This is a genomic window from Desertivirga brevis (assembly GCF_017355835.1).
The window spans coordinates 47,078-71,753 of record NZ_JAFEWF010000009.1 but is presented as its reverse complement, the minus strand read 5'-3'; the positions used below and the strand labels follow the sequence as shown (position 1 = coordinate 71,753).

The following is a 24,676-nucleotide window of genomic DNA, read 5'->3' as shown; positions in this document are numbered from 1 at the left end:
AAATTATCCAGAATGATTAGAAGATGGGAAACTTTTTTTGTATAAGTTTATAAGTTTTGGTTCTACGCAATTGTTGTAAAAAAGTTCATATTCATAAAAGAATTTCTAAGATAGAATACCTGGAATATAAAAAAGCCCGATTCCAGAAGGAATCAGGCTTTTTGTATCCCAATTGAGGTTTCTATTCAGGCTGTATACAGTTATAGGTCCTGGTTTTTATATTCCCGACCGCTCGATACCTAACTCCAGACCACGCAACTCTGCAAGTCCTCTCAATCGACCGATAGCTGAATAACCAGGATTGGTTTTCTTGTTTAGGTCATCAAGCATTTTGTGACCATGATCAGGACGGAACGGCATACGAAGATCCTTACGGCCCGCTTCCTGACGTTTCCTTTGCTCTGTTAATAAAGCTTTCATTACAGCGTACATATCTACATCGCCGGTAAGGTGATCTGCCTCGTGGAAATTTCCTTCTTCATCGCGTTTAGTTGCACGAAGGTGAATGAAATGAATGCGATCGCCAAGACGCTCGATCATTCCGGGAAGATCATTATCCCCTCTAACTCCGAAAGAACCGGTACAATAGGTTAGTCCGTTATTCGGAGATGGTACAGCAGCATAAAGTTCGTGAATATCAGCTTCTGTACTCACAACTCTAGGCAAGCCAAGGATTGGATACGGTGGATCGTCGGGATGGATACACATTAGAACACCAGCTTGTTCCGCAGCCGGAACCACTTCTGACAAGAAGCTGTATAAGTTAGCTTTTAATTCTTTTGGCCCAATTCCGTTATAGCTCTCTAAAACTTTTAAGAACTCTTCCAGGGTGTAACCTTCTTCAGATCCGGGTAAGCCTGCAATAATATTCCTTACCAAAAGCTTTTTATTCTCGTCAGAAAGTGCTTCAAGATAAGCTTGTGCCTTGGCCTTTTGCTCATCATTATAGTCGTTTTCTGCACCGGGACGCTTTAAGATATATAATTCGAAGGCTGCAAAAGCAGCCGCTTCAAAGCGAAGGGCTGTAGAGCCATCTTCCATACGGAAATCAAGATCCGTACGTGTCCAGTCAAGTACCGGCATGAAGTTGTAACATACGATATCGATGCCACAAGCCCCAAGGTTCTTAAGGCTCTGTTTGTAATTTTCAATATAGGTTTGAAAATTCCCTGTTCTCTTTTTGATATCCTCATGTACAGGTACGCTCTCTACAACAGACCAGGTTAAGCCAACTGCTTCCACCTCAGCCTTACGCTTTAAGATCTCTTCTTTTGTCCACACTTCACCATTTGGAACGTGGTGTAAAGCAGTTACCACTCCTGTTGCACCAGCCTGTTTAACATCCCAAAGGGAAACAGGATCTTTCGGGCCATACCAACGCCAGGTTTGCTCTAAGCTCATTGTAATCTATATTTTTTATTTTGTGTTTCTATTAAATTAAACTCCGCTAAATGCACTGAATCCACCATCTACAGGTACTACTACACCGGTTACGAATTGCGAACCCTCACCACACAGCCACAACAATGTACCAGTTAGGTCATCCGGCGTGCCAAACCTTCCCATAGGTGTATGCTCAATGATCGTATTACCGCGTGCGGTTAAGCTACCATCAGGATTGGTGAGCAAGGTACGGTTTTGTTCAGTAAGGAAAAAACCTGGCGCCAGAGCATTTACGCGGATACCAACCTTACTAAAATGTGTTGCGAGCCATTGAGTGAAGTTTGAAATAGCTGCTTTTGCTCCGCTATATGCCGGGATCTTGGTAAGTGGACGGAAGGCGTTCATCGAAGAAATATTGATGATAACCGAACCAGGCTTACTTACCATATCTTTAGCAAACACCTGTGTGGGTAATAAGCTTCCTATAAAATTCAGATCGAAAACAAATTTAATACCTTCAGGGTCGAGGTCAAAAAAGGTCCTGAGCCCTTCAGTTTGCGAATCGACTTCTTCTGCGATTAGATGAGTACCAGAGGTAGTTCCTTTAGGATGATTTCCGCCTGCCCCATTGATCAATATATCACATGCACCAAGTTGTTCAAGTACCACTGCATGGGCATCCTTAATACTATTTACATCAAGTACGTTACACGATACACCTATTGCAACTCCTCCGGCTGCGGAAATTTCTTGAGCTACCAGTTCAGCATTTTCTGCTTTCAGGTCCAATACTGCAACTTTTGCCCCTTCTTTAGCAAGCGCTTTTGCCATGGTGCTGCAAAGTATTCCACCACCTCCGGTGATAACAGCTACTTTGCCGTTTAGATTTGATGACATAAATAATGATTTAATGTAAGTTAAGTTTATAACTCCCCTACGGAATTGAATATAAATACAAAGAAAACGGGTTGAAATCTGATAATAGATGCGAATTTTAACATGGTTATAAACTATTTTAGCATGATAGTTTAAAAGTAAATGAGGGCTGAATTAAGAAAGGTTGCTTCGGGCGCGACAGAATCTTTTAGTGTACGGAGAGACCTGGTTCCAGATATTAACAACCGGTGGCATTATCATAATGTAGTTGAGTTAATTTGCTTTAAGGAAGGTAGCGGGACTCATTTTATCGGAGACAATGTAAGACGGTTTAATGATAAGGATGTAGTACTTATAGGCTCTAACCTACCCCATTTTACCAAGTTCGACCCCGAGTACTTCCTTACTTCCAGGCCAGATATCCTGGTTGTTCATTTCAAGGAAGACTTTTGGGGTAGAACCTTTTTAAACATCCCTGAAAACGCTCCGATTAAATCAATGTTGGAACGCAGTCACCGGGGAATCCTGATCAACGGCGAAGCAAAAAAGAAAGTAGCAGCGCTGATGGAGAAAATGCTTGAAGTGGGGGTGCAGGAGCGCTTAATTATTCTGCTTCAGATCCTCTATCTGATTGCTGACTCCAAACCGGAAGAGCAGATCCTGTCTTCTATTGGTTTCACTACCGAATATAGTGAAAGCGAGCAGGACCGTATCTCAGCCATTTATAACTACACGCTTAATAATTTTCACAGGAAAATTTACCTGGAAGAGATTGCCGAAGTAGCAAAGCTTACACCCGAATCTTTTTGTCGGTATTTCAAGTCGCGGATGAAGAAAACCTTTTCAGACTTTGTGTTGGAAATAAGAGTAGGACATGCCTGCAAGTTGCTTATAGAAGACAATCTAAACCTAAAGCAAATATGCTATGAGAGTGGATTCAACAACGGCGTTACCTTTCATAGGTACTTCAAAAGATATACTGGCCTGTCTCCGGCCCAGTATCAGAAGGAGTTTGGTCTGGATAAACTGAAGTAAGCAATTAAAAACAGGAGCAAACGATCAGATCGTATTGCTCCCGTCGGCACCCCACTACAACCTATATTAATTCTTTTGCAGTATTTCTGCTTCTATTATGCTTAAAGAACCCTTCGAGTTAACATCGGTTCTAGCTACGCCATCATCCAGTTTCTTACCGGCCACTTCAGTTCCGATATTAGAATCGTCTTTACCAGAATTTTCTGCCTTAAGCTGTATGGTTACTGTTTTCCCTTTGGTTGGCTTGCAGTTCGCCAGAAAGTATCCTAATCCTCTCTCTGATTTGCCATCGAACACCACTTTACCGTCCACCAGGATCTGAAGTGGGTAAACACGCGTGCGGAAATTATTTAATTTTAGGTTCACCGCGCTTACAGTTGATGCCTCTTTGAGGGTGTACTTGATCCATGCGGTTTCCAGCTTACCATCGTTTACCCAATCGCTCAATTCATTATCGTCATAACTTGCTTCTGCTTTTTCTGCGTTTGCCCCTGCAGTTACTGTTGCTATTTTAAGGGTTTTACGAGACGGGATAAAAGAAGGAGTTGCCGGAGTAGGACCTCTTCTAAATACTGGGTTCAAACCATCTGCAGGCATGGTTAGAGACAAACCGCCCTCTACTATTACCGGTTCTGATTTAAATGCAACAGAGGCACTTTTAAGACCTTCTGACTCTGCTGTTAAACTTATCTGTCCCGCTTTGGTTGTGGAACGAAGCAGCACTCTGTTAACACCACATTCCACAGGAAGGCTTTTGGAAAGGATATAATTGTCGGGACCTTGAGCCAGACCTCCACGCCATTCAGCTTCTCCCTCAAGCTTAAAATTGATCATATTTAAAGCGGTAGGACAACGGTTTCCGTCTTTGTCTACAACCTCGACTTGAGCCAGTACGAGATCTGCAGCATCGGCTTTAAGTCCTGCGGGATTCATTTGTGTGGTTAACCGCAATGCCGCCGGCTCTCCTGCCGTTTTGATCTCTTTTTCGGCCAATACTTTTCCTTTAGCATCGTAAGTAACCGCTTTAATCACCCCTGGCTGCCATTCTATATTTTTAAATCTGAACAGAAAGTTATTGCTGCGGATGCCAAATCCTTTTGATCTTCCATTCACAAACAATTCGGTTTTCTCTCCTGATGCAATTACATGAATATCCTTTACAGTTCCAGGTTTATAATTCCAATGACCAATGATATGAACCCGGTAGTTTTCCGGATCAACCCAACCATCCCACATTACCTGGTGGGCATAAAAGCCGTCCTTCGCAATTCTCAGGGCGTCCACTTCGCCGCTTCGGCGGTAATTCTCAGCTCCGCGGAAATGTGTATTGGAATCGGAGAAAATAATGTTCACACCTCCGGAACTTACCCTTTCGCCAGTCCCAGGTCTTTCCTTCCAGTAATCGTACCAGCGGATAACATTTTCAATGGCATGGGAGTCCTGATTACGGTTGTATTCTCTAGCTGGGGCATTCCGGTAAAAAGGCCCATCACCATCCTTGTGGTAGGGAGGAGAGAATTCATCCCAGTATTTCCTTAAGCCTTCATCCCTTGAATATTCCGTGGCCCACATTGGGATATTTGCACTCTTATTGATATACAACATCTCGCCGCCGTACTCCGCAACTTTACTATCCAGCATTTCACGCGACCCAATAGCCCTTCCTCCATTAGGATCGAACTTATACTTTATAGCTTTCATTTCAGCCATGTGAGCCTCGCTGATCGCTTCGTTACCGCATTCGTAAAAGAAGATACTTGGCGAGTTCCTATTATAGATGATCGCATCATGCATTACCTTAACACGTTGTTCCCAGCGGGTTCCCTGAACGTCTGCTTCAGCATCTCCTGCAGGCATAGCCTGTATCAAACCTACACGATCGCAGGATTCGATATCCTGTTTCCATGGTGTAATATGCATCCACCTAACCAGGTTTGCATTACTTTCTACCATCAGGCCGTTACTGTAATCGCTTAACCAGGGAGAAACGGACAACCCGATAGCAGGCCACTCATTACTGGTACGCTGGGCATAGCCTTTCATCATCAACACCCTGTCGTTCAAATAAACCATCCCGTTTTTATACTCAACCTTGCGGAAACCTGTTTTTACAGGAACTTCATCCACCGTAGTTCCCTTTACTTTTAGCCTCGTGGTAACAGTATACAAATAGCCATACCCCCAGCTCCAGAAATTGAGATCAGAAAGGCGGGCACTTGCAGAGACAGTTTTTACTTCCCCGGCTTTAATCAGCGTTTCTCCACCTTCGAAAACCTTTACTACTTTATCATTCGCATCTTTGACCTCGACCTCATATTTAAACTTTTGATCTTCAGCATTTTCATTTTTAACCTGTGCCTCTGCTACAACGGTTGCTTTTCTTCCCTTAATGTCAAAATCCTTTGCATAGATATATGTGCCAGTACTTTCAAGGAATGAGTAAAGAGGAAGCGTTTGATGCAATTTGTTCGTTACATGCAACCAGACGTTCTTCGAAATCCCTCCATAGTTGGCGTTGAAGTTCTTATCGCTCCATTGAAACTTCGTGTTAGTTGCTTTTTCCCTGTAATCCCAGGAGTTGTCGGTCCTTGCAGCTATTACATTCTCCTCGCCAAACTTGATCAAGCTGGTTATATCAAATCCAAAGGCTGTTATCCCGTTTTCATGAAGACCAATTGCCTTGCCATTCAAATAAAATTCGCCTGCCTGACGTACACCTTCAAATTCGATAAAGACCTTCTTTCCCTCGGCAGCTTTAGGAATAACAAAATGCTTTCTGTACCAGGCAATGCCGGTGGGATGCTGATCAATTGCTACTTTAAACGCCGAATCTTCATTCCATGCATGGGGAAGAGTAATGGACTTCCAATTCTCATCATTAAAGTCTGGTGCTTCGGCTCCCTGTATATCCCCTGCCATCAATTTCCAGGATGGATTGAAATTGTATTTTAGTCGGGCCGTTTGCGCAAATGCTCCTGCCAAGACAAGTGTGTTTATCAGAAGGCAAATTGCTTTTTTAAAAATCCTGGATCGGAAAATGTATTTCTGCATTTTGATTAGAAAGTATCTTATTATTAAATCCTCTGTTTGGTTAGCATATTGTTGGTCATTGCAAAAAAGATCCTGGCTCGGATAATGCAATGTGGTTTATTATTGCTGGGATAAAATTAGGTTATGAATAGAGCATTCAATAAGTGATACAGGTTCAAAAAACCATTCAAAACGTTCCATTTTTAGTGTTTGTCACCAGTATGTTGCAGAGCAGTTAGTTGTCCCGAACTAAATTCGGGACAAGCTGAATAATCCGGATGATTGAGATCTACTCCTTCCAACCCTTCGGTTTTGCAGGAGTACAGTTCTTAAAGATCACATCATCAGCAGTAATGCCCGACATTTTAACTTCCAGCTCTTTGCCCAAGCCATCAAACTTCACATTTTCAAAGAGTATATTCTTTGTATCGAGAAGGGAAATAACCGGGTTCTTGGTAGCAATAGTCGCATTTCTCACTGTAAATCCATCTACGTCTGCTGCTTTAAACAGATCATCTGCCTTTACATTCGCATTTTCAATAAGTACATTTTTCAAAGGGCTTTCCGGGATGCTGGTAACGGAAACGAATTGAGTCGACTTCTCTATCAGAATATCCCGCGCAACAATATTTCTGAAGACTGGAGTTAGCGGATTGACAGCTCTTACCGGCAGTCTGTTTGCCAGCTCCCCAACGTATAACGTTCCGCCTAACATGTCCCATCTGAATGCTGCACCAGTTAAATTCATCCTTAATCTTTCGTAATAAAGATTTTCACCACCCCCTCCGCGCGGCCGGCGTGTTTTGAAACGAACCCCGATACCCGTATTCTCGAACACACAATCGTGCATGTATAAGTTGCGTATCATTCCGGCAGTTTCACTTCCAACGGTTATGCCTCCGTGTCCCTCTCTTGCTAAGCAATATCGCACTACAATATTTTCAGAAGGTTTGTTAACACGAATACCATCTTCTCCTCTGCCTGCTTTAATGGTAAAACAATCGTCGCCACAGGCTAGCGTACTGTATTCAATCAAAACATTTTTGGAAGATTCGATATCTATTCCATCTCCACGGGGAACTCCTACCGAATTTACCGTAATTCCGCGAATAATTACTCCATCACAGTAGACAGGCACGATATTCCAAAAAGCTGTATTCTCAAGGGAAATTCCTTCAATTAAGACATTCCTACAATTTGTAGGGGAAATGAACATCGGCGGCAAAATTTCGCCGCCATTATACCCTTCAAATACTCTTTTGGATACTGGTGTTTCCGCATCAATGAACTTCTCGATCACATCGCTCTTCATGATCTGCTTTCGTACAGAACCATCCTTAGCAGGCCCAATTAAGCGACCCTTACCTGTAATAGCTATGTTTTCTTGATTATTAGCATAAATGCAGGCTCCAAGTGACATCACTTCAACCCCTTCATTTCTGGTAAAAACAGCTGGACGGTAGTCCTCTACCTCACCACTGAAGTATAACTCTGCACCCTCCTCAAAATGTAGGTTAACATTACTTTTTAAACTAATCCTTCCGGTGTTCCACTTTCCTTTAGGAATAGTAACGGTTCCACCGCCGCGGTTATTTACCTCATCAATGCTTGCCTGTATCTCTTTGGTTACTTTTGCTCCTTGCTTTGCTCCTCTCTCGGTGATAATTAAAGACAAGGCAGGAAACGTTGGTCTTTTCAGCTGAGGCATGTTAAACGGGGCCTTTATTGGTTCAATTTTTTCCGGCAAATTCAGAGCTCCAACCTGGTCGATCGTCGGAATCGCAGAAGTAGATTTATTAGACGGATTGTTTTTCCTGGATGAACAGGAAATAAAAATCGCAGCAGAAAGGATCAATACGAAAGCTTTCCTGACAGAAAAAAGCTTAACCCTACGTTTATTAAGCATAGTAAACGAATTTTTATTCTATTAAAAAATTGTACAAACCCTATTCTAGCAAGCCCGTGTTACGAAGGCTGTACCGCAAAAGCACGACTGGATAGGCCCGGCAAACCTACAGCTTATAAAAGATAAATAACATGAAATATGTATCACAAAGCAGTTACAAAGGGATTACAGGAAGTTATGACGAGGGTATATAAAATTAAAAAAGCAGCCTCAATAATAAGAAGCTGCCTAAACAATACTGTATTCTACTGATCGAAAACGACCTTTTATAGATTTTCCTTGATCTTGTTAATCACCTCGGTATACTCACTTTCTGAAAGGTATACCTTTTCGTCGGGCTGCATATCAAATGTGCTTCCCCACTTAGGAGCATTCTCATACTTTGGTACAATATGGAAGTGGATATGCGGCATCTTATCACCATAGGCACCATAGTTAATCTTTCCGGGACCAAAAGCTGTTTTTACAGCCTTAGCTACTCTAGCAACATCTTTGGTGAACAATGCCAACTCTTCCTCATTCAATTCGAAGATCTCGTTCTTATGTTCTTTTTTATAAGCCACCAAACAACGGCCTTTATAGGTCTGCTCTTTAAAAAGATACAGAATGGAAGCATCTAATTCAGCAACCTCTATCATCAGATCAGTGAGACGCTGATCTTTTGCGCAGTACATGCACTCGGTATTTGTCGACATACTAAATTTGAATTTTATTGGTTATTGCCAGCAATATCTGAGTTTTAATTTACACTCACTATGTCTCCAGTCATATTTCTAAAAATTAGTTAGCGATATTAATAAGCGCTTTGATTTAGCCAAAGTATAGGATGACGTAGGGGAAGGTTTCTCAATACCTCCTCGACCTGCGGGTTATGGTCCAAGCCTCTCCAGGTATTGAACCAGGCTTTCTGCTTATAAGCCTCTGCTCCGAGTAGCAGGAAAGGTTGTGCCACGGGCCAGTTTTCCCAATACATAACGTCTTTTGCATAGGGCCACAAGTTTTTTTTTTTATGTAAGGAAAAAGGAATTCAATACCTTTCTTTATGCCTCTGCCATCCGCCAGCCGGAAGTGGAAAAGATTATCATTAGCATCGGAAAGTATGGTGCAAGTAGCAACCATTGCGTCGAGGTTAAAGATAGAGTAGCCATAGGGTTTGGTACGTTTAAGTTCCAGAGGGAAGCTGCCGTTGGCAGCCATTTGCCTTGGTAGCAGAACGTTTTTGAAGCGGTCTTTGCAAAATGCAAGTAAAGCTGTGTTTTTCGTAAATTTTGCAAAAGCAGAGACCTGCATCACCCAGCAAGTTCCATGGTTGTTCTCGGCATTCATCTCGTCCTTTCCGTAAGGGTGACTTGTCAGCCAGGTCAGATAGTCGGAAAACCACTTCCTTATCTTAACAATCCCCTCCTTTTCCATTTCCTTTGCCTGTTCCATTACCATGATTCCCTGTACCACTTCAATAAGATGGATAGTATCAATAATTCCGATACCGCGACCAGTGAAACGGCCTTGTATTGCCTGGGCGTATAGGAGGTTAGGATTCATTAATGTACTATCGTCAACAAACCAAGCTTTTAGATGTATCATTGCCTGACGCACGAATTTTTCATCCCCTGTTATTTTATAGGCAGAAGCCAATGCTCCAATAATGCGGCTGAAGCGGATCATAGCCTGGCGATGTGCAACAAAGTTTTCAGGATTAGTTAGCCCGTCTTTTTGAATATAAGGACCGGAAGGATTGTTAGGATCGGGCCACCAATAATCACCTTCTGAATAAAAGTCATGCTTGCCGCCAGCACTTCTTGGGGAGGAAGCAGCGGTCACAGTTATAGGTTGTTGCTGTAAAGCCCAGGTAGCTTCTTCCAAAATTTGCTCCCTTAACACTTTAATGGCCCTTTTTTCAAAGTTGGCAAAACACTGGGCTGCGATGAATAGCTGTAAGACAACGATCCTTAGGACTTTCATGCTTAACCTTAGTTCTTTTTACTCCTTAATAATGCTTCCAGGTAGTAGTAATCTGCATAAGTCAAAGGAACATCAATTTCACTTTTTGCAGGACGGTGGCCTGTACTGTGGATAAGAATGAAGCCCCCATTCTGATTTTTAGGAGAATGATAGCCTTTGCTTAAAGAGGAAAGAATAGCATCGGCCTTTTCCCTGTATGTTTTATTATTTGCATAGCCCGCGAGCTCATATAAGGCAGAAGCTGTAATTGCTGCAGCACTGGCGTCGCGACTGGTATTAGGTATTGCCGGATCGTTATAGTCCCAGTATGGAACAAGATCTTTCGGCATTGATGGATGATTTAGAATGAAGGCAGCAATATGATTTGCCTGATCAAGATATCTTTGGTCCTTCGTTTCGCGGTAGCAAAGAGTAAATCCATAAAGCCCCCATGCTTGTCCTCTTGCCCATGCTGATTCATCAGCATAGCCCTGATGGGTCATCTTCTTGTTCACAGCTCCAGTTTGAGGGTTATAATCCACCACATGGTAGGAACTGTAATCAGGACGAAAATGGTTCTTCATTGTGGTATTAGCATGTGTTACAGCAAGTTTGTAAAACGTTGAATCTCCTGAGAATTTAGTAGCATCGAACAGCAGTTCCAGATTCATCATGTTATCAATAATTACCGGGTACTGCCAAATGTCCTGATGGTGATCCCATGACCGGATAACTCCAGTTTGAGGGTTAAAACGAGAGGAAAGGGATTTAGCTGCCTGAATAATTATTGGTTTATATCTCTCGTCTTTGGTTAAACGATAGGCATTTCCTACGCTGCAGTAGATCATGAAACCCAAATCGTGGGTACCTTTATTGAACTGCTCTTTCTCAATCTTAGCGGTGAATTTCTTTGCTTCTTCCAGCCACTTCGGACTTTTTGTATAATCATACAAATACCACAAGATCCCGGGGAAGAAGCCGCTGGTCCAGTCTTTTGAAACTACTAATTTAAGCTTGCCATTCTCAAAAGTTCTTGGCGAAACCTGCTCTGGCTTTGACTCAGCTTTTGGTATTTCCTGAAGCATGTAGTCTGTCTGACTCTGAGCAAATTTAAACTCCTTCTTTACATTAACTTTTTGGGCATAAAGGGTACTTAAGCTAGCAACAAGCGTAATTAGAACTAATGTCCGTTTCATATATTGGTGTTTTTTTTAAAGTATGTGTTCTGATTTTTTAAGCAAGGTAATTCACCTCCTCTACCTTTCAAGACTAGTTCTAAGAATAGGGCCAGCCTCTCCTAAATTTAAAAAAGCTGTTTTGATTCCGTCTACAGATGCGCCTATAACGCTGCTGCCTTGCTGAGTATTCACTTTGATAATAGCTCTTCCGTTATATAACTGAACAACTCTTGACCCTGTTGACGTTCCCTGGTTATCAATCAATTTGCCATCTCCTGTGAGACTAAACTTTACGACATTTGCCGCATCCAGACACTGTACCCCTGCTGCATCAAACAATTTAGCTTCTACTGTCGTGACGCCATCCTGCTCTCCCAGCTTTCGAATTTCAAGTTTAGCAGGCTTGGTCCATTTTCGCGTTTCATAGTCAAAGCTCAGGGTATCTGAGATAACCCTTCGCCCTTTGGTGGCAACCACCCTGATTGTATTTTTTCCGCCCTCAAAAGGTAGACTCCAACGCAGGCCAGCTGCAGGAAAGTCTTGGCTGTTTCTTGTTTTAACACCATAGCTCTTGTTGTTCAGGAAAAGTTCGGCTTTATCACAATTTGAATAGACCTTCACCATTTTTGATTGACCGGCATCCCCCCATCTTACAGGCCAGCTATGGCCGTAGATGTGCACCATTGGCTTTGTTGTCCAGTAAGACTGAAATACATAATAGGCCTCTTTTTTAGTAAGGTCGCGTTCAACAACTCCCTTCTGATTCACATAAGGTACTGGATTATCTGGTCTGACCGGTGTAGAAAAATCTTTAAACGTCCAGAATGCGGAGCCGCTTAACCAGGGCATCGTTTCCTGTTCTTTAAGATGCCAATCCATCAAATTACAGATATACGATTCGCTCCAATCGCCGTCCTTAGAGACCCGTGCAGGTCCACCGAAAAGTGATGCATCTCCTGCTCGCTCGTCTGCACCCTCACCTTCCTTCACCTGGATCAAGGCATTGTCGGGGCTTTCCGAATGACGACGGGCATGACTATCCCCTCCCCACTCCGCATGGAAAAAATGTTTTACCCTCTGATTCTCTTCTTCAGACACCTTTTTGTATTCTGTGTAAATTCCACGATACCAGCCCGCCCAAATTGAAGGTGAATAAACATCAACAATATCTTTGCAAAAATCACAGCGGCGTATAGCTGTTTTTCGTACTGGATCAAGACGGTGAGACAGATCGTTGAGCTCTTTCATAAAAGCACGGATCTGCTGCTGATCGAAAGTAGGAAAATCTCCAGGCCAGTCGTTTTCATTCCCCAATCCCCAAATGATAACTGATGGATGGTTATAATGCTGCTCAATCATATTAGTCAGCATTCCTTTTGCCTGGTTCTGATATATTACACCACCGAGGCCTCCACGGCACCAAGGGATCTCTTCCCATACCAGAATACCGAGGCTATCACAAAGATTGAGTACTATGCGGGATTGTTGGTAGTGTCCCAGACGAATAAAGTTTGCACCCATATCTTTGATAAGCTGCATTTCCTTCCTTATTTGATCTTCAGTCATTGCCGCCGCCACACCTGCATGATCTTCATGCCGGTGTGTTCCCCTAAGAAGCAACCTTTTTCCGTTAAGAATAAAAGGACCCTTCTCCTGAAATTCAAATCTGCGAAAGCCAACTTTTTCTGCCTGGCGAAATATTCCTTCAGGGGTAACTACGGATGCTTCAATTGTGTACAACACGGCGTTCTCCGGATGCCATTGCTTAGGGCCTTTGACTTCAAAAGTTCCCAGTTTAGAATCTCCACTAAGGGATCTTAAAGTGCTTGTTATTGTCCGGATCTCCTTGCCTTTGGAATCTTTAAGTTTAAGAACAACATTTCCACCGGCAAGATTATGAGGGTTATAAAAACGTCCTCTTACCTGGATAGTACCGGTCTTCATATCTTCATTCAAAACAGCTTCAGCAAAGATCTTATCAAAACTTAGAGAAGGGACATAAACAAGATTAAGGTAACGGTAAATACCTCCATAGATATTAAAGTCACTTAGGCTAGAGGGAATCATTTCCGTATCACGCGAATTATCGCAACGAATTGATACAGGAACAAACCCTTTAAACTGCTTTTGAAATACTTCGGTTTTCTTAAAGGCCTCAACCGCTTCCGTTATGTCGGCTGTCCATTCATCATAGCCACCCACATGTTCGGCAACTTTTGTAGTATATATATAAACAGAAGTTTTCTGACCAGCCCCTTCGAATTGCAATAAGGTACGGCCTTGTTTGTATGGATTATCGACTTGAATGTTTGTTCTATACCAGCCCGGCCCCTGGTAATAGTTAACATCTGGATCTACCCCGTCCTGAGCGTTAAAGCAATGGGGCAAGCTAACACTTTGCCATAAGGGTACACTTTCTGAACTTCCCTTTGCTACTGGCCTGACAGCTTGCCATACGCTTCCTAAATCCTGTCGAAGGTATTGCCATCCCTCGTTCAAACGCTTCGTTTTTTGACTAAAACAGTTGAGAGTGATTACCAGAAGGCTAAGAATTAAAGTATAAACTTTTCTCACGATTGATCTTTGATTTTTAAGGTCTGCTTCTTCTAATTAATTTTAGTTAACTGCAAAGCATTTAATACCGGCTGGCCCACTAAGGCGTCGAAAGAGATCTCTATTCCCTTCCCGTTTTCTGCTGTCACTTTTATCGTTTCAAAACCCGCTGTAAGAGGACCGTAACGTTTGGCAATATTTAGCTTTTGTAATACAGGTACCTTGTTTATGGAAATATTGAAAACTCTCTCCTCTGCTTTATTCTTCTGCACAGAATTGTCCAGGTTGTAAGCAAGAGCTTCCTTCGTTTCCGATGTGGTTAATTCGGCAAAATGAAGTGTGAGTGAATACTCACCGTCGGCTACGTCAAGTTTATACTTCTGTATTCCTGTAACCTGTGTTTGATAAATAGGGTCATTATCTGTTTCCTTAATATTACGATCAGTTCCATAACTCTGCCTTGTATTTCCCGCTTTAAACGGAGTACCTCCAATATAACCCCATGAGCCTTGTTTATATTGGGTCGAAGGGATCCACTCCTGGCCTTTATCGTCCTCAAAAAAGCGTCTGGCTCCAAGTAGCACGTTCAGATGCTGAATGTTATCCCGGGACTGAATATCAAAGTTCAGATGGGCAACATCGCGATACTCTTTACCTTCAATCAGACATCGTGCCTCGACCCGGTTCTGCCCATTGCTAAAAGGTACAAGCCAGGTGAACCGGCCGTTCATTGGCTTTCTGCTTCCAAGCGATACACCATCCTTGAATAATTCCACCTCTGTTGCATTAGAGAAAACATCTAGTTCTTGTGTACAAACTGAAGATGCAGAATCAGTTATTCCGCTCCGCTTTCTCCAGTCTGAAATGCTTATGAAAGGCCTCTTCAGCAACTGGGATTGATAGAACCTGTATAGGTCTTTTGCGTTTCTTTCCAGCGTAAGCAACCCCTTATTATTAATATGAGGCATTGTTTCCTCTCTTGTTTCTGAGTTGAAATCAGCCAGGTTCCAAATCATCCCAGCTGCAACAAAAGGCCTTTCCAACATCGCTTTAAGATAGACATCATGGAAATTCAAAGAATATTGAATACTCTTATCAAAACGTTCAGGGCTTAAAGACCTGATACGAGGGTCAGCATCTGCTCCATATTCTGTAACCATAAGGGGCTTGTTTGGATACTCTTTATGGAATCGATCGAGGAAGTCCGAGAAATTCGAAATTGATCCTGAATACCAGCCCTGGTACAGGTTCCAGCCCACTACCTGAGGTATGTCAATCAGGCCGGCTTGTTTGTACCTGTTAAAGTCGCCGTGATGCGCGATCATAGTATACCTAGTGGGATCTTCGGCCCGTGTAAGGCTATCGAGAGTTTGTGCCAGTTTCGTAATATTTCCATAGTACACCTTTTGGCGTTCTGCCTGCCCAATAAATTTAGGGCGTAACATGATCTCGTTCATATAGCCCCAAAGAATAACAGAAGGATGATTATAATTCTGCCTGATCATCTCTACCTGCATATTACGGCAATTATTATAGAACTCTTCGGTCTCAGTTATAGCATTAACCACTGGAATCTCTATTGATGTAAGGATACCAAGAGCATCACAAGCATTAAGTACAGTCTGATCTTGAGGATAATGGGCTACACGTAAAAAATTTGCACCCATATCCTTCAACAGTTTAACATCATTGTAATGATAGTTATCCGGGATCGCGTTTGCCATGCCCTTAAAATCCTGGTGACGGCTCGCTCCAATGAGCTTATACGGCTTCCCGTTAAGATGAAAGCCTGTGTTTGCGTCGAACTTAAACCATCTCAATCCTAAAGGATTTGTCACCTGGTCCAAAATCTCCCCTGTTTTAGCATCCTTGATTTGAGTAAATACCCGGTATAGGTAGGGGTTTTCGGGTGTCCATAAAGAAGGATTTTGAATATTATCTGTAACCTGGCTCAACTCCCGCCGCTCTCCTGCCTTCAAAGAAACTGATGTATTTTTTTCTTTGATAACCTTTCCGGAAGCGTCTTGTATGGTATTTCGAAGAAGTATTTTCCTGGATGTAGCAGATTGATTTTGAACAACACTTCTGATTAGAACAGAAGCTTGTTTTTCTGACACAGACGGTGTAGTAATGAAAATGCTGCTTGCTCCGCGCGATTGAAGAAAGTGAACAGGATCATTAACGATAAGATTTACATTGCGGTAAATCCCTCCGAAAAAAGTAAAGTCGGCCGAAAGCGGCGGAATATTATCATTATGACTGTTGTCTACTTTAACAAGAAGAGTATTTATAGCGGTCTCCTCAAAGTTTATATATTCATCAACCGGAACACTAAAGGCTGTGTAACCTCCTATGTGAGTTCCAGCATGTTGGCCATTTATATACACCTCGCTAACCTGATTGGCCCCATCAAATTGAAGAAGGAGCTTTTTTCCCTTGAGAGACTCGTTAATGGGAAGTTCCTTCCGGTACCAGCAGGCTGCTCTGTAATAATCAGGCTTGTCGTCCATTACATCTTCCGAGTTCCAGCTGTGAGGAAGGTTTACCTTCTTCCAACTGACTTTTACACCTGTTTCTTCCGGAATAACAGAATCCTTTGTGAAGTGCCATCCCTGATTCAGGTTTACAATTAATCTGCCTTGCTGAGCAGTTGCGGGAAAAATATTAAACATGGCAGCTATGCAAGCAACCATTCCATAAAATTTTAGTCCGGCAAAGGTTCTTCTAAATTTGAATCGCATTAAAGTACACTCTAATTTCATTTCCGCTTTTATTCATCTCCTACAGACTTATCCTTTTTTAAAACCGGATGATCTACCATCAGAACCTTTTAAAAGTAGGTTGACATGGCCTTTGTCTATAATTGGTTCCGTAAAGTTAGTGCAGAATTCTCTAATCAAACAAGAAAAAAATTACATAAAATATTGAAAATCAAAGTATTAAATTAAAAACAATACGCTTAAATCCCAGCAGCACAATTAGCTATTTCGTTGATAGATATGCGATAAGATTAAGTGCAATGTTCTTGAATTTCTACTTCTGATACGTTTAAAACACAATGATTAAAATTTCGGAATTTTCAGTGAATACGCTTGTTACAGGATCTATATAAGACCTTTACCAATTTTTTTAATTTTTTTTAATTGCTCTTTTTGCGTATCAAACCATAGTGATATCAGAAAAAGACCATGCTGTTTATCAAGCATTTAGGAGTTATGGCGATTGTTAACCAAACGCATTAAAAACATTTTAAGTGTTTGATTAACAGCTATTTACATGCTTTATAATTCAATTATTGCATATACCTTAGCCTCCCGTTAATGCAATGTTTATTCAATTTATTACTAACCAATAATTATGAGAAAGAAAATTACGCTACTAATTGCGTTTTTATTTGTCATCATCGCAGGTGCGAGGGCACAGAACATTACTGTAACAGGAGTTGTGAAAGACAGTAAAGGGGAAACCCAGCCTGGGGTATCTGTAAAAGAAAAAGGAACAAGCAGAGGTTCGGCCACCGATGCAAATGGAAGATATTCCATCTCCGTTCCTCCAACGGCAACCTTGGTGTTCAACAGTATAGGCTTTTCTATGCAGGAGGTGCCCGTTAATAATCGAGCAACAGTAAATGTTACGCTTCGGACCGACAATACACAACTACAGGAAGTGGTTGTTATTGGGTATGGCACAGCAACTAAAAAAGATGTAACAGGGGCAGTTTCCAGCGTAAAAGCTACACAGTTGGAAAATGAGAACCCTCAAAGTGTTTCTGATATCCTTCGAGGTAATATTCCCGGGCTTAACGTAGGTTTAAATACCAGCGCAAAAGGCGGAGGAGATCTTCTCGTTCGCGGAAAAACAACTTTAAGTGCGGGTACATCCCCTTTAATTGTTTTGGACGGAGTGATCTATAACGGGCAGCTTTCGGATATTAATCCTAACGACATTGAAACAGTAGACGTCCTTAAAGATGCAAGTTCACTTGCGGTATTTGGAGCGAAAGCAGCAACAGGAGTAGTAGCAATTACTACTAAAAAAGGGAAAAGCAGCACTCCTACCATTACTGTTAATACCAACATTGGTTTGGCGAAGCTTGCCAGAGACCAGGATGTTTACAACGGTCAGGGATTTTTAGACTGGCGGGCAGACGTTATGAGAAGCGGTGCTACTAGTCCTGCCTATCTTTACAATAACCCTAACAATTTACCTGATGGCATTACGGAGACGCAATGGCGAAACGGCGTTTCAGGAGATCTCACTAAGATCTGGCTTGACCGCCTTGGCCTGGTTGCAAATGAGCAAGCTAACTATCAGGCGGGAAAGACCACAAACTGGTACGATGAAATTTTCCAAACAGGACAAAGACAAGATCATACAGTAAGTATTGCTGGAAGAAAAGACGAGGTGAACTACTATATGTCTCTTGGCTACTTGAAAAATGAGAACTTAATCAAGGGTGGCCAATTCAGCACTTTTCGTACCCGTGTTAATTTAGAGGCGAAGGCTGCAAAATTTCTTACCCTCGGACTTAACCTGCAATATGCCGACAGAAATGAGGGAGCTATTGAGGCAGACTGGGGTCAGCTCGTCAACTTATCGCCATACGGTGACATGTACAACGCAGATGGGACACTGCGTCGTATTCCAACAGATGATAACGGACTAAATGCAAGGAACCCCTTCCTTGACATGACCTATAACGGCAGATTTGATAGACAAAACACTCTATTTGGAAGCCTCTTTACAAAGGTTGCACTACCCTTTGGAATATCTTATCAACTTAACTTTAGTCCGGGAATTGATCACTTCAGAACTTTCAATCACGCCTCTTCCTTGAACCCCAATGTAACGACTCCGGGAGGTTCTGTTACCCGAGCTCAGGAAACCCGTTACAACTGGCAAATAGACAATCTTCTAAAATGGAACAAAACTTTTGCCAAGATCCACAATGTAGATGTAACGCTCCTTGCAAATGCCGAGAAGTATCAAACATGGTGGACATCGGCATACAATGAAGGGTTTGTACCCGGTGATTTCCTATCCTACCATAATGTATCGAGCGGAGTTAAACCTGCAGTAAATTCTGAAGATAAGATTTATACCGGCGATGCTTTAATGGGTAGGTTAAACTATAGCCTAATGCAACGCTATAACTTAACGTTATCGGTAAGAAGGGATGGTTACTCTGTTTTCGGTGTGAAATCCAAGAGAGCTGTATTTCCGGCAGCAGCGCTTGCCTGGACTTTTACAGAAGAATCCTTCATGAAATCACTTCCATGGCTTAATTACGGAAAGTTAAGGGTTTCTTATGGGATAAACGGCAATAGAGATTTGAGAAATCCAGACAATGGTACTGTTGACCCGTATGCTGCGCTAGCAATCTTAAATACAGGAAAATATCAGCTAGTAACACCAAGCGGAACAGCCGTTGAAGCAAATACCGCAGCTTTAAATGCCAGAATGCCTAATCCGAATTTACAATGGGAGCAAACGGCTTCCTTCAATGCCGGCCTTGACTTTTCTATACTTCGCGACCGAATTGGGGGAACTATAGAAGTTTACGACAAACAGACTTCCGATCTATTAATAAGGGAATCGGTTGTTAGAGTATCCGGGTATAACAACGTATTCTCAAATATCGCCAAAGTCTCAAACCGTGGCTTCGAGTTTAGCTTAAATACCAAAAACATCCGCAAAGACAATTTTAACTGGAATACAAACTTCAATCTTTTCTTTAACCGAAACCAGATTATAATGCTAGCAAGCCCTACAGACGACCCTGGGAATGGCTGGTTTATCGGAAAAGATATCGATGTGATATGGGATTATAAGATCTTAGGCGTTTGGCAGGAGAATGAGCTTACAGAAGCTGCAAAATTTAATAAGGGAATAAAAGCAGGCGATTTTAAGCTACAAGACGTGGACGGGAACTATGTCTACAATGACCTTGATAAACAGTTCCTTGGCTATACAAGTCCTAGATTCACATGGTCGATGAGAAACGAGTTTAATATTCTTAAAAACTTCGATTTCTCCTTCCAGCTGCTTTCTAATTGGGGACAGAAAAAGCGGTTCGATCAGGCTAAAAATCAGCCAGGAAGCGTTGGATTTGGACGTTCTTCTTCCTATGTCCTTCCCTACTGGACCCCTGAAAATCAACGTAATGACTTCGCTCGTTTAAATTCCGGATTAAGTGGAACAAACTTCGGTGTCTATCGTGATAACTCTTTTATCCGGCTAAACACAGTTGCACTTGCTTATTCTGTCCCTAATAAATTAGTGAACCAAGTTAGGTTAAAAAGTGCTAAGCTTTATGTGAATGTAAATAATGCTGGTCTTTACGCCCCTACCTGGAACTATTGGGACCCCCAAAACAACGGACCAACCCCACGCTACTATACGCTTGGGCTTAATGTAACCCTATAAAGTTTATGAAGATGAATACTCGAAAACAACTCAGCATATTTTTCCTATCCGCAGCCCTTTTGGCGACAAGCGGCTGTCAAAAAAGCTATTTAGACGCCGATCAGTTGTCTACTTATGCTCCTGAAACCTCCCTTGGTAATGCAACAGCAATGAAAGCAATGTTAAATCAATGTGGTTTACAAGTACGTGGAGAATACTTTGGGGACTCAGCTCCGATGTTGACGGAATCTATATTCTCCGATGTTGCCGTAGAAGGTACTACTGATAAAAGCACTCCTGCTCAGGATCTAATCACCAGAATTACGCCTGATGCCGAACTGAACAATAATGACTATAACAAGATTGGATATTATTGGGACGAGGGATTTAGGGGAGTACGGTATGCTAACACTATAATCACAAACATCGACCGCCCAAAATATACTTCTGATGCAGAAAAAAATGCAATCCTGGGATCAGCTTACTTCTACAGAGCCTATTTCTACTACCGTTTGGTGCATCAGTTTGGAGACGTACCTCTAATCCTGAAAGACTTGTCTGAGCCGAGGAAAGACTTCTACTCTACAAAGCGAGAGGTGATCTTGCAAAAGATGAAAGAAGACCTGGACCTGGCCAAAACCTGGGTATCAGATAACGTAAGTAAGGGGGAAGTTACAAAAGGAGCAGTAAACCATCTTTTAACCAAAATTAACCTCGCGCTAGGAAAATTTGATGATGCTATTGCCTCTGCAACAAGTGTTATAAATGGGTCTCCTTATGGCCTGATGACGCAAAGGTTTGGCAGCACTGCGGGCGACGCCACGAAAAATGTGGTTTGGGACCTCCACAGGATGGATAATAAAGCCTTAAGTACCAACAGAGAAGCTCTTTTCCTGGTTATTGACCGGGACAACCTAGCTTCCGGATTTACCCCTTTCGGAAGCCAGGTAATGCGGAATTGTGTTCCTGCATGGCATTTTGCCAACCTAAAAACACCTACCGGGAAACAAGGTATCGTAGATGCTGTAACTGCAGAATTTCCACTTACAAGAATGTATGGCCGGGGTATTGGCCGCTACCGTGGGACGCCATACAGCACCAAGTATATCTGGACGGATAACACAGACTTACGCCATGCGAAAGGAATGTGGATGGATATGACCGACCTGGTATATAATAACCCCGCTTTAAAAACCTCCAATGATCCAGCAGATAAGGCTCTTTACGGGAAGCCACTCCAGGAATACTCTAGCTCTAACTTAAATCAGAGGTTTACTAATGGAGGTTTTGATACGATTCGCCATTGGTTTGGTTGGCCCCACTATAAAGTCTTCATCAATTCTACCAACCAATATGCGAACGATCCTTATTGGACTCCGCCAAGAGGTACGAATACAGATTGGTATGTTTTCCGGGTAGCTGAGACATTGTTGCTAAGAGCTGAAGCCTACTATTGGAAAGGTGACCCCGGACTTGCAATGGCAGATATAAATGCAGTAAGAGGACGTGCTCAAGCTCAATTATTAACAGATGCATCAAAAGTAAACATAGGTACTATACTTGATGAAAGAGCACGCGAGCTTTATTGGGAAGAACCGAGAAAGACAGAGCTTACACGTATTGCCTACATCTTTGCTTCTACAGGTAAGCCTGCTTACAATGGTAAAACTTATACATCGGCGGCTTTCTCAGACAACAACTTCTTCTATGATAGAATTATAGAGAAGAATGACTTCTATAAGAATGAGGTACCTACAGTACAAGGTGTTAAATATAGGATAGCACCCTACCACGTTCTATGGCCAGTTCCTGCAGATGCACAACGTTTTAATACTAATGGCCGGATCAACCAAAACAAAGGTTATTCGGGTTGGGAAAATAACGTTGCGCCATTGGATAAAATAACAGAATAATTTGCCTCACTTCTCCGGCAGGATTCATCAATCCTTCTCATCATTCCGGAATTATATAAATTGGTTACACACGGGGTTCAATAGCCCCGTGTTTTTTTCTTAGCAATAAAACCTATGACTCATATTATCCCAGACATCTATACAGCAACTTATTCTGAATCTGCACCAAAACATGTAGGAACGCGAATGCAATCAATAGATGTTCTAAGAGCAGTCACTATGTTCCTAATGATCTTTGTAAACGACATAAGCAGCGTTTCAAACATACCTGTCTGGGTAGAGCACGCCGACATAAATGAGAGCAGATTAGGTTTCGCAGATACAATTTTCCCTGCATTTCTTTTTATCGCAGGCCTGTCCATTCCCCTGGCAATTTCAAATAGAATAAATAAAGGGAAATCCTCTACATCCATATCCCTTTATATTTTGTCACGAGCTGCTGCATTAATCGTGATGGGATTCTTTCATGTTAACTCTGAAACCTATAGTCCGGCTGCAATCCTTCCTCGATCAGTGTGGATTATTCTGGCTACTATTGGCTTTTTCATGATCTGGCTTAAGTATCCCAATACCTGGTCTAAAAACCTCCGGTTTATCATAAGAGCGGGGGGTGTATTTATTCTGCTTATTCTCTGTTACATTTACAAGGGAGAAAGCGATGGGAAACTGGTGGGGATGCAGACCTCCTGGTGGGGAATTCTAGGAATAATCGGCTGGGCTTACCTGGTTACTTCCTTTTTATTTTTGACGGTCAGGTACAACATCATTGGCCAGGGCCTTTTGCTCTTTGTATTTTGTGCTATCAACATTCTTTCTCATTTAAATCTTATTCATTTCGGTATTCCTATAATTAATGATGCTTCAAGTATAGTACTCATGATGTCGGGAATGTTTACGATACCCATCTATAACAGACTTAGGCCTGATAGGCTTCTTTACTTTCCAATTGCTGCTATTTTATCCATTACCATAGGAATAATCCTTTCCCCTCTATCAGGTGGTATTTCAAAAATAAACTCCACTCCGGCCTGGGTCTTTATTTGTACTGGATTAAGTATTCTTGCTTTTTGTCTATTCGCGATCATCATTGACCGGAAGGGAAAAGGGAAATGGTTTAATATTATCAAACCCGCAGGAACTAGTACACTTACTTGCTATCTTATTCCCTACCTGCTATACTCTGGTTTCGAGATTTTTCATTTCTGGTATCCCAGCCTTTTGAATTCAGGTGTTCCGGGGGTCTTTAGATCCATATCCATTGCATTTCTTGTTATTCTTTTCGTTGGATACATCGAAAAGAAAGGTATCACTTTAAAAATTTAAACAAAATATGAAAGTCATCATACTGCGCCTTCTGGCCCTTTCTATCCTATTTTCAATTCAGCTGGCTTATGCTCAGAAAAAAGCAAATAAACCTGTTATTATTGCCTATGCCGGTGGATACAAGGGGCTGATCAACACGTCCATAATTGAAGCTCAAAAAATCACCCATATCAATTATGCATTTGTCAACATCAAGGATGGTAAAGCCTACCTGGAAAATGAAAAGACAGACACTATCAATTTTAGGAAGCTTAATGCCTTAAAGATTAAAAACAAGGACTTAAAAATCCTCATTTCTATTGGGGGCTGGTCCTGGAGCGAAAATTTTTCTGATGCAGTTTTTACTGATACTACCCGTAAAGCCTTCGCCAAAAGTGCAGTAGACATTATTAAGAAATATCAACTTGACGGGGTGGACATCGATTGGGAATACCCGGGAATGGCTGGAGAATCTGGAAATGTATATCGCCCTGAGGATAAGCAAAACTACACATTGATGTTTGCCGAATTACGAAGAGAACTGGATAACCTGGAAAAACTAAGCAAAAAAGATTTGCTCCTTACAACTGCGACCGGAGGGTTTTCCTCTTTTCTTGAAAATACTGAATTGAGCCAGGCCCAGCAATACTTGGATTACATCAATATTATGACCTACGACTTCTATTCGAGTACCTTAGCAGGTCATCATACCAACCTCTATTCATCTTCACTTAACCCTTCTAATAACTCTGCAGATAATGCTGTAAAAGCATACATGGCCGCGGGAGTACCGGTTAGTAAACTAGTAATGGGAATTGCTTTTTACGGCAGGAACATGAAGGTCTCTGACGAGAGTAAAACCGGACTTGGAGGTAAAATAATCTCTCAGAGTTTTGGAGATGGGTATTCGAAGATAAAAGATAGCCTGGTAAACAAAAATGGCTTTAAAGAATATCGTGACGAGGATGCAAAGGCGCCCTATTTATATAATGAACAAATTCACCTATTTGTGACCTATGATAATGAATGGTCTGTAAAACATAAATGTGACTACGTGTTGGAGAAGGGTATGGCCGGAGTAATGTTCTGGGAGTATGACAATGATGAAAAAGGGTACTTATTAAATGAGATAAACAAGGTGCTGGGGAAATGAT

At 42.0% G+C, this 24,676-nt stretch carries 14 protein-coding genes; 5 read left to right on the top strand and 9 right to left on the bottom strand.

The genetic code is table 11. The features are described 5' to 3' along the window. Positions 1-216: 216 nt before the first annotated feature. The gene (gene uxuA / locus J4N25_RS19890; protein WP_207423557.1) at positions 217-1,401 is read right to left on the bottom strand and encodes a mannonate dehydratase; all 1,185 of its coding nucleotides are present in this window, start codon (positions 1,399-1,401) and stop codon (positions 217-219) included. Between the two features lie 36 nt (positions 1,402-1,437). Continuing rightward, the gene (locus tag J4N25_RS19885; RefSeq protein ID WP_207423556.1) at positions 1,438-2,280 is read right to left on the bottom strand and encodes an SDR family oxidoreductase; all 843 of its coding nucleotides are present in this window, start codon (positions 2,278-2,280) and stop codon (positions 1,438-1,440) included. Between the two features lie 141 nt (positions 2,281-2,421). On the opposite strand from J4N25_RS19885, the gene J4N25_RS19880 reads away from it, so the two are divergent. Next, positions 2,422-3,294 carry an AraC family transcriptional regulator gene (locus tag J4N25_RS19880; protein WP_207423555.1) on the top strand — a complete coding sequence of 291 codons (873 nt, stop codon included), beginning with the start codon at positions 2,422-2,424 and terminating at the stop codon, positions 3,292-3,294. Positions 3,295-3,360: 66 nt separating this feature from the next. Here the strand turns inward: J4N25_RS19880 and J4N25_RS19875 are convergent, their stop codons facing one another. From J4N25_RS19875 to J4N25_RS19845, 7 genes are all read right to left on the bottom strand, one after another. Next, entirely contained in the window at positions 3,361-6,276 is a 2,916-nt protein-coding gene (locus tag J4N25_RS19875; RefSeq protein WP_242695957.1) for a glycoside hydrolase family 2 protein, read from the bottom strand. A 337-nt stretch (positions 6,277-6,613) separates the two neighbouring features. Continuing rightward, the gene (locus J4N25_RS19870) at positions 6,614-8,230 is read right to left on the bottom strand and encodes a glycoside hydrolase family 28 protein (RefSeq protein WP_207423553.1); all 1,617 of its coding nucleotides are present in this window, start codon (positions 8,228-8,230) and stop codon (positions 6,614-6,616) included. A 266-nt stretch (positions 8,231-8,496) separates the two neighbouring features. Continuing rightward, positions 8,497-8,925 carry an HIT family protein gene (locus tag J4N25_RS19865; protein ID WP_207423552.1) on the bottom strand — a complete coding sequence of 143 codons (429 nt, stop codon included), beginning with the start codon at positions 8,923-8,925 and terminating at the stop codon, positions 8,497-8,499. Positions 8,926-9,076: 151 nt separating this feature from the next. Next, entirely contained in the window at positions 9,077-10,192 is a 1,116-nt protein-coding gene (locus J4N25_RS19860) for an alginate lyase family protein (protein ID WP_242695956.1), read from the bottom strand. A gap of 8 nt (positions 10,193-10,200) precedes the next feature. Further along, complete coding sequence (locus J4N25_RS19855; protein WP_207423551.1) at positions 10,201-11,367, bottom strand: glycoside hydrolase family 88 protein; 1,167 nt, start codon at positions 11,365-11,367, stop codon at positions 10,201-10,203. Between the two features lie 60 nt (positions 11,368-11,427). Further along, positions 11,428-13,926, bottom strand: a complete 2,499-nt coding sequence (locus tag J4N25_RS19850; RefSeq protein ID WP_439648770.1) for a glycoside hydrolase family 2 TIM barrel-domain containing protein — start codon at positions 13,924-13,926, stop codon at positions 11,428-11,430. A gap of 29 nt (positions 13,927-13,955) precedes the next feature. Beyond that, a complete protein-coding gene (locus tag J4N25_RS19845) occupies positions 13,956-16,643 on the bottom strand; it encodes a glycoside hydrolase family 2 TIM barrel-domain containing protein (protein ID WP_242695955.1) in 2,688 nt (895 codons plus the stop codon). A gap of 616 nt (positions 16,644-17,259) precedes the next feature. On the opposite strand from J4N25_RS19845, the gene J4N25_RS19840 reads away from it, so the two are divergent. The 4 genes from J4N25_RS19840 (at position 17,260) to J4N25_RS19825 (ending at position 24,675) form a co-directional block, all read left to right on the top strand. Then, positions 17,260-20,328: a SusC/RagA family TonB-linked outer membrane protein gene (locus J4N25_RS19840; RefSeq protein ID WP_207423549.1), complete on the top strand. Its 3,069-nt coding sequence runs from the start codon at positions 17,260-17,262 to the stop codon at positions 20,326-20,328. Positions 20,329-20,339: 11 nt separating this feature from the next. Beyond that, entirely contained in the window at positions 20,340-22,220 is a 1,881-nt protein-coding gene (locus tag J4N25_RS19835) for a RagB/SusD family nutrient uptake outer membrane protein (RefSeq protein ID WP_207423548.1), read from the top strand. A gap of 114 nt (positions 22,221-22,334) precedes the next feature. Then, the gene (locus tag J4N25_RS19830) at positions 22,335-23,543 is read left to right on the top strand and encodes a DUF5009 domain-containing protein (protein ID WP_207423547.1); all 1,209 of its coding nucleotides are present in this window, start codon (positions 22,335-22,337) and stop codon (positions 23,541-23,543) included. A gap of 7 nt (positions 23,544-23,550) precedes the next feature. Then, the gene (locus J4N25_RS19825) at positions 23,551-24,675 is read left to right on the top strand and encodes a glycoside hydrolase family 18 protein (protein ID WP_207423546.1); all 1,125 of its coding nucleotides are present in this window, start codon (positions 23,551-23,553) and stop codon (positions 24,673-24,675) included. The last annotated feature ends 1 nt before the right edge of the window (position 24,676 follow it).

Excerpts from the sequence above, each read along its gene's own strand:
- J4N25_RS19880 (WP_207423555.1), top strand. The coding sequence starts at position 2,422 with ATGAGGGCTGAATTAAGAAAGGTTGCTTCGGGCGCGACAGAATCTTTT.
- J4N25_RS19840 (WP_207423549.1), top strand. The coding sequence starts at position 17,260 with ATGAGAAAGAAAATTACGCTACTAATTGCGTTTTTATTTGTCATCATC.
- uxuA (WP_207423557.1), bottom strand. The coding sequence starts at position 1,401 with ATGAGCTTAGAGCAAACCTGGCGTTGGTATGGCCCGAAAGATCCTGTT.
- J4N25_RS19860 (WP_242695956.1), bottom strand. The coding sequence starts at position 10,192 with ATGAAAGTCCTAAGGATCGTTGTCTTACAGCTATTCATCGCAGCCCAG.
- J4N25_RS19830 (WP_207423547.1), top strand. The coding sequence starts at position 22,335 with ATGACTCATATTATCCCAGACATCTATACAGCAACTTATTCTGAATCT.
- J4N25_RS19870 (WP_207423553.1), bottom strand. The coding sequence starts at position 8,230 with ATGCTTAATAAACGTAGGGTTAAGCTTTTTTCTGTCAGGAAAGCTTTC.
- J4N25_RS19845 (WP_242695955.1), bottom strand. The coding sequence starts at position 16,643 with ATGCGATTCAAATTTAGAAGAACCTTTGCCGGACTAAAATTTTATGGA.
- J4N25_RS19885 (WP_207423556.1), bottom strand. The coding sequence starts at position 2,280 with ATGTCATCAAATCTAAACGGCAAAGTAGCTGTTATCACCGGAGGTGGT.
- J4N25_RS19865 (WP_207423552.1), bottom strand. The coding sequence starts at position 8,925 with ATGTCGACAAATACCGAGTGCATGTACTGCGCAAAAGATCAGCGTCTC.
- J4N25_RS19825 (WP_207423546.1), top strand. The coding sequence starts at position 23,551 with ATGAAAGTCATCATACTGCGCCTTCTGGCCCTTTCTATCCTATTTTCA.
- J4N25_RS19835 (WP_207423548.1), top strand. The coding sequence starts at position 20,340 with ATGAATACTCGAAAACAACTCAGCATATTTTTCCTATCCGCAGCCCTT.
- J4N25_RS19855 (WP_207423551.1), bottom strand. The coding sequence starts at position 11,367 with ATGAAACGGACATTAGTTCTAATTACGCTTGTTGCTAGCTTAAGTACC.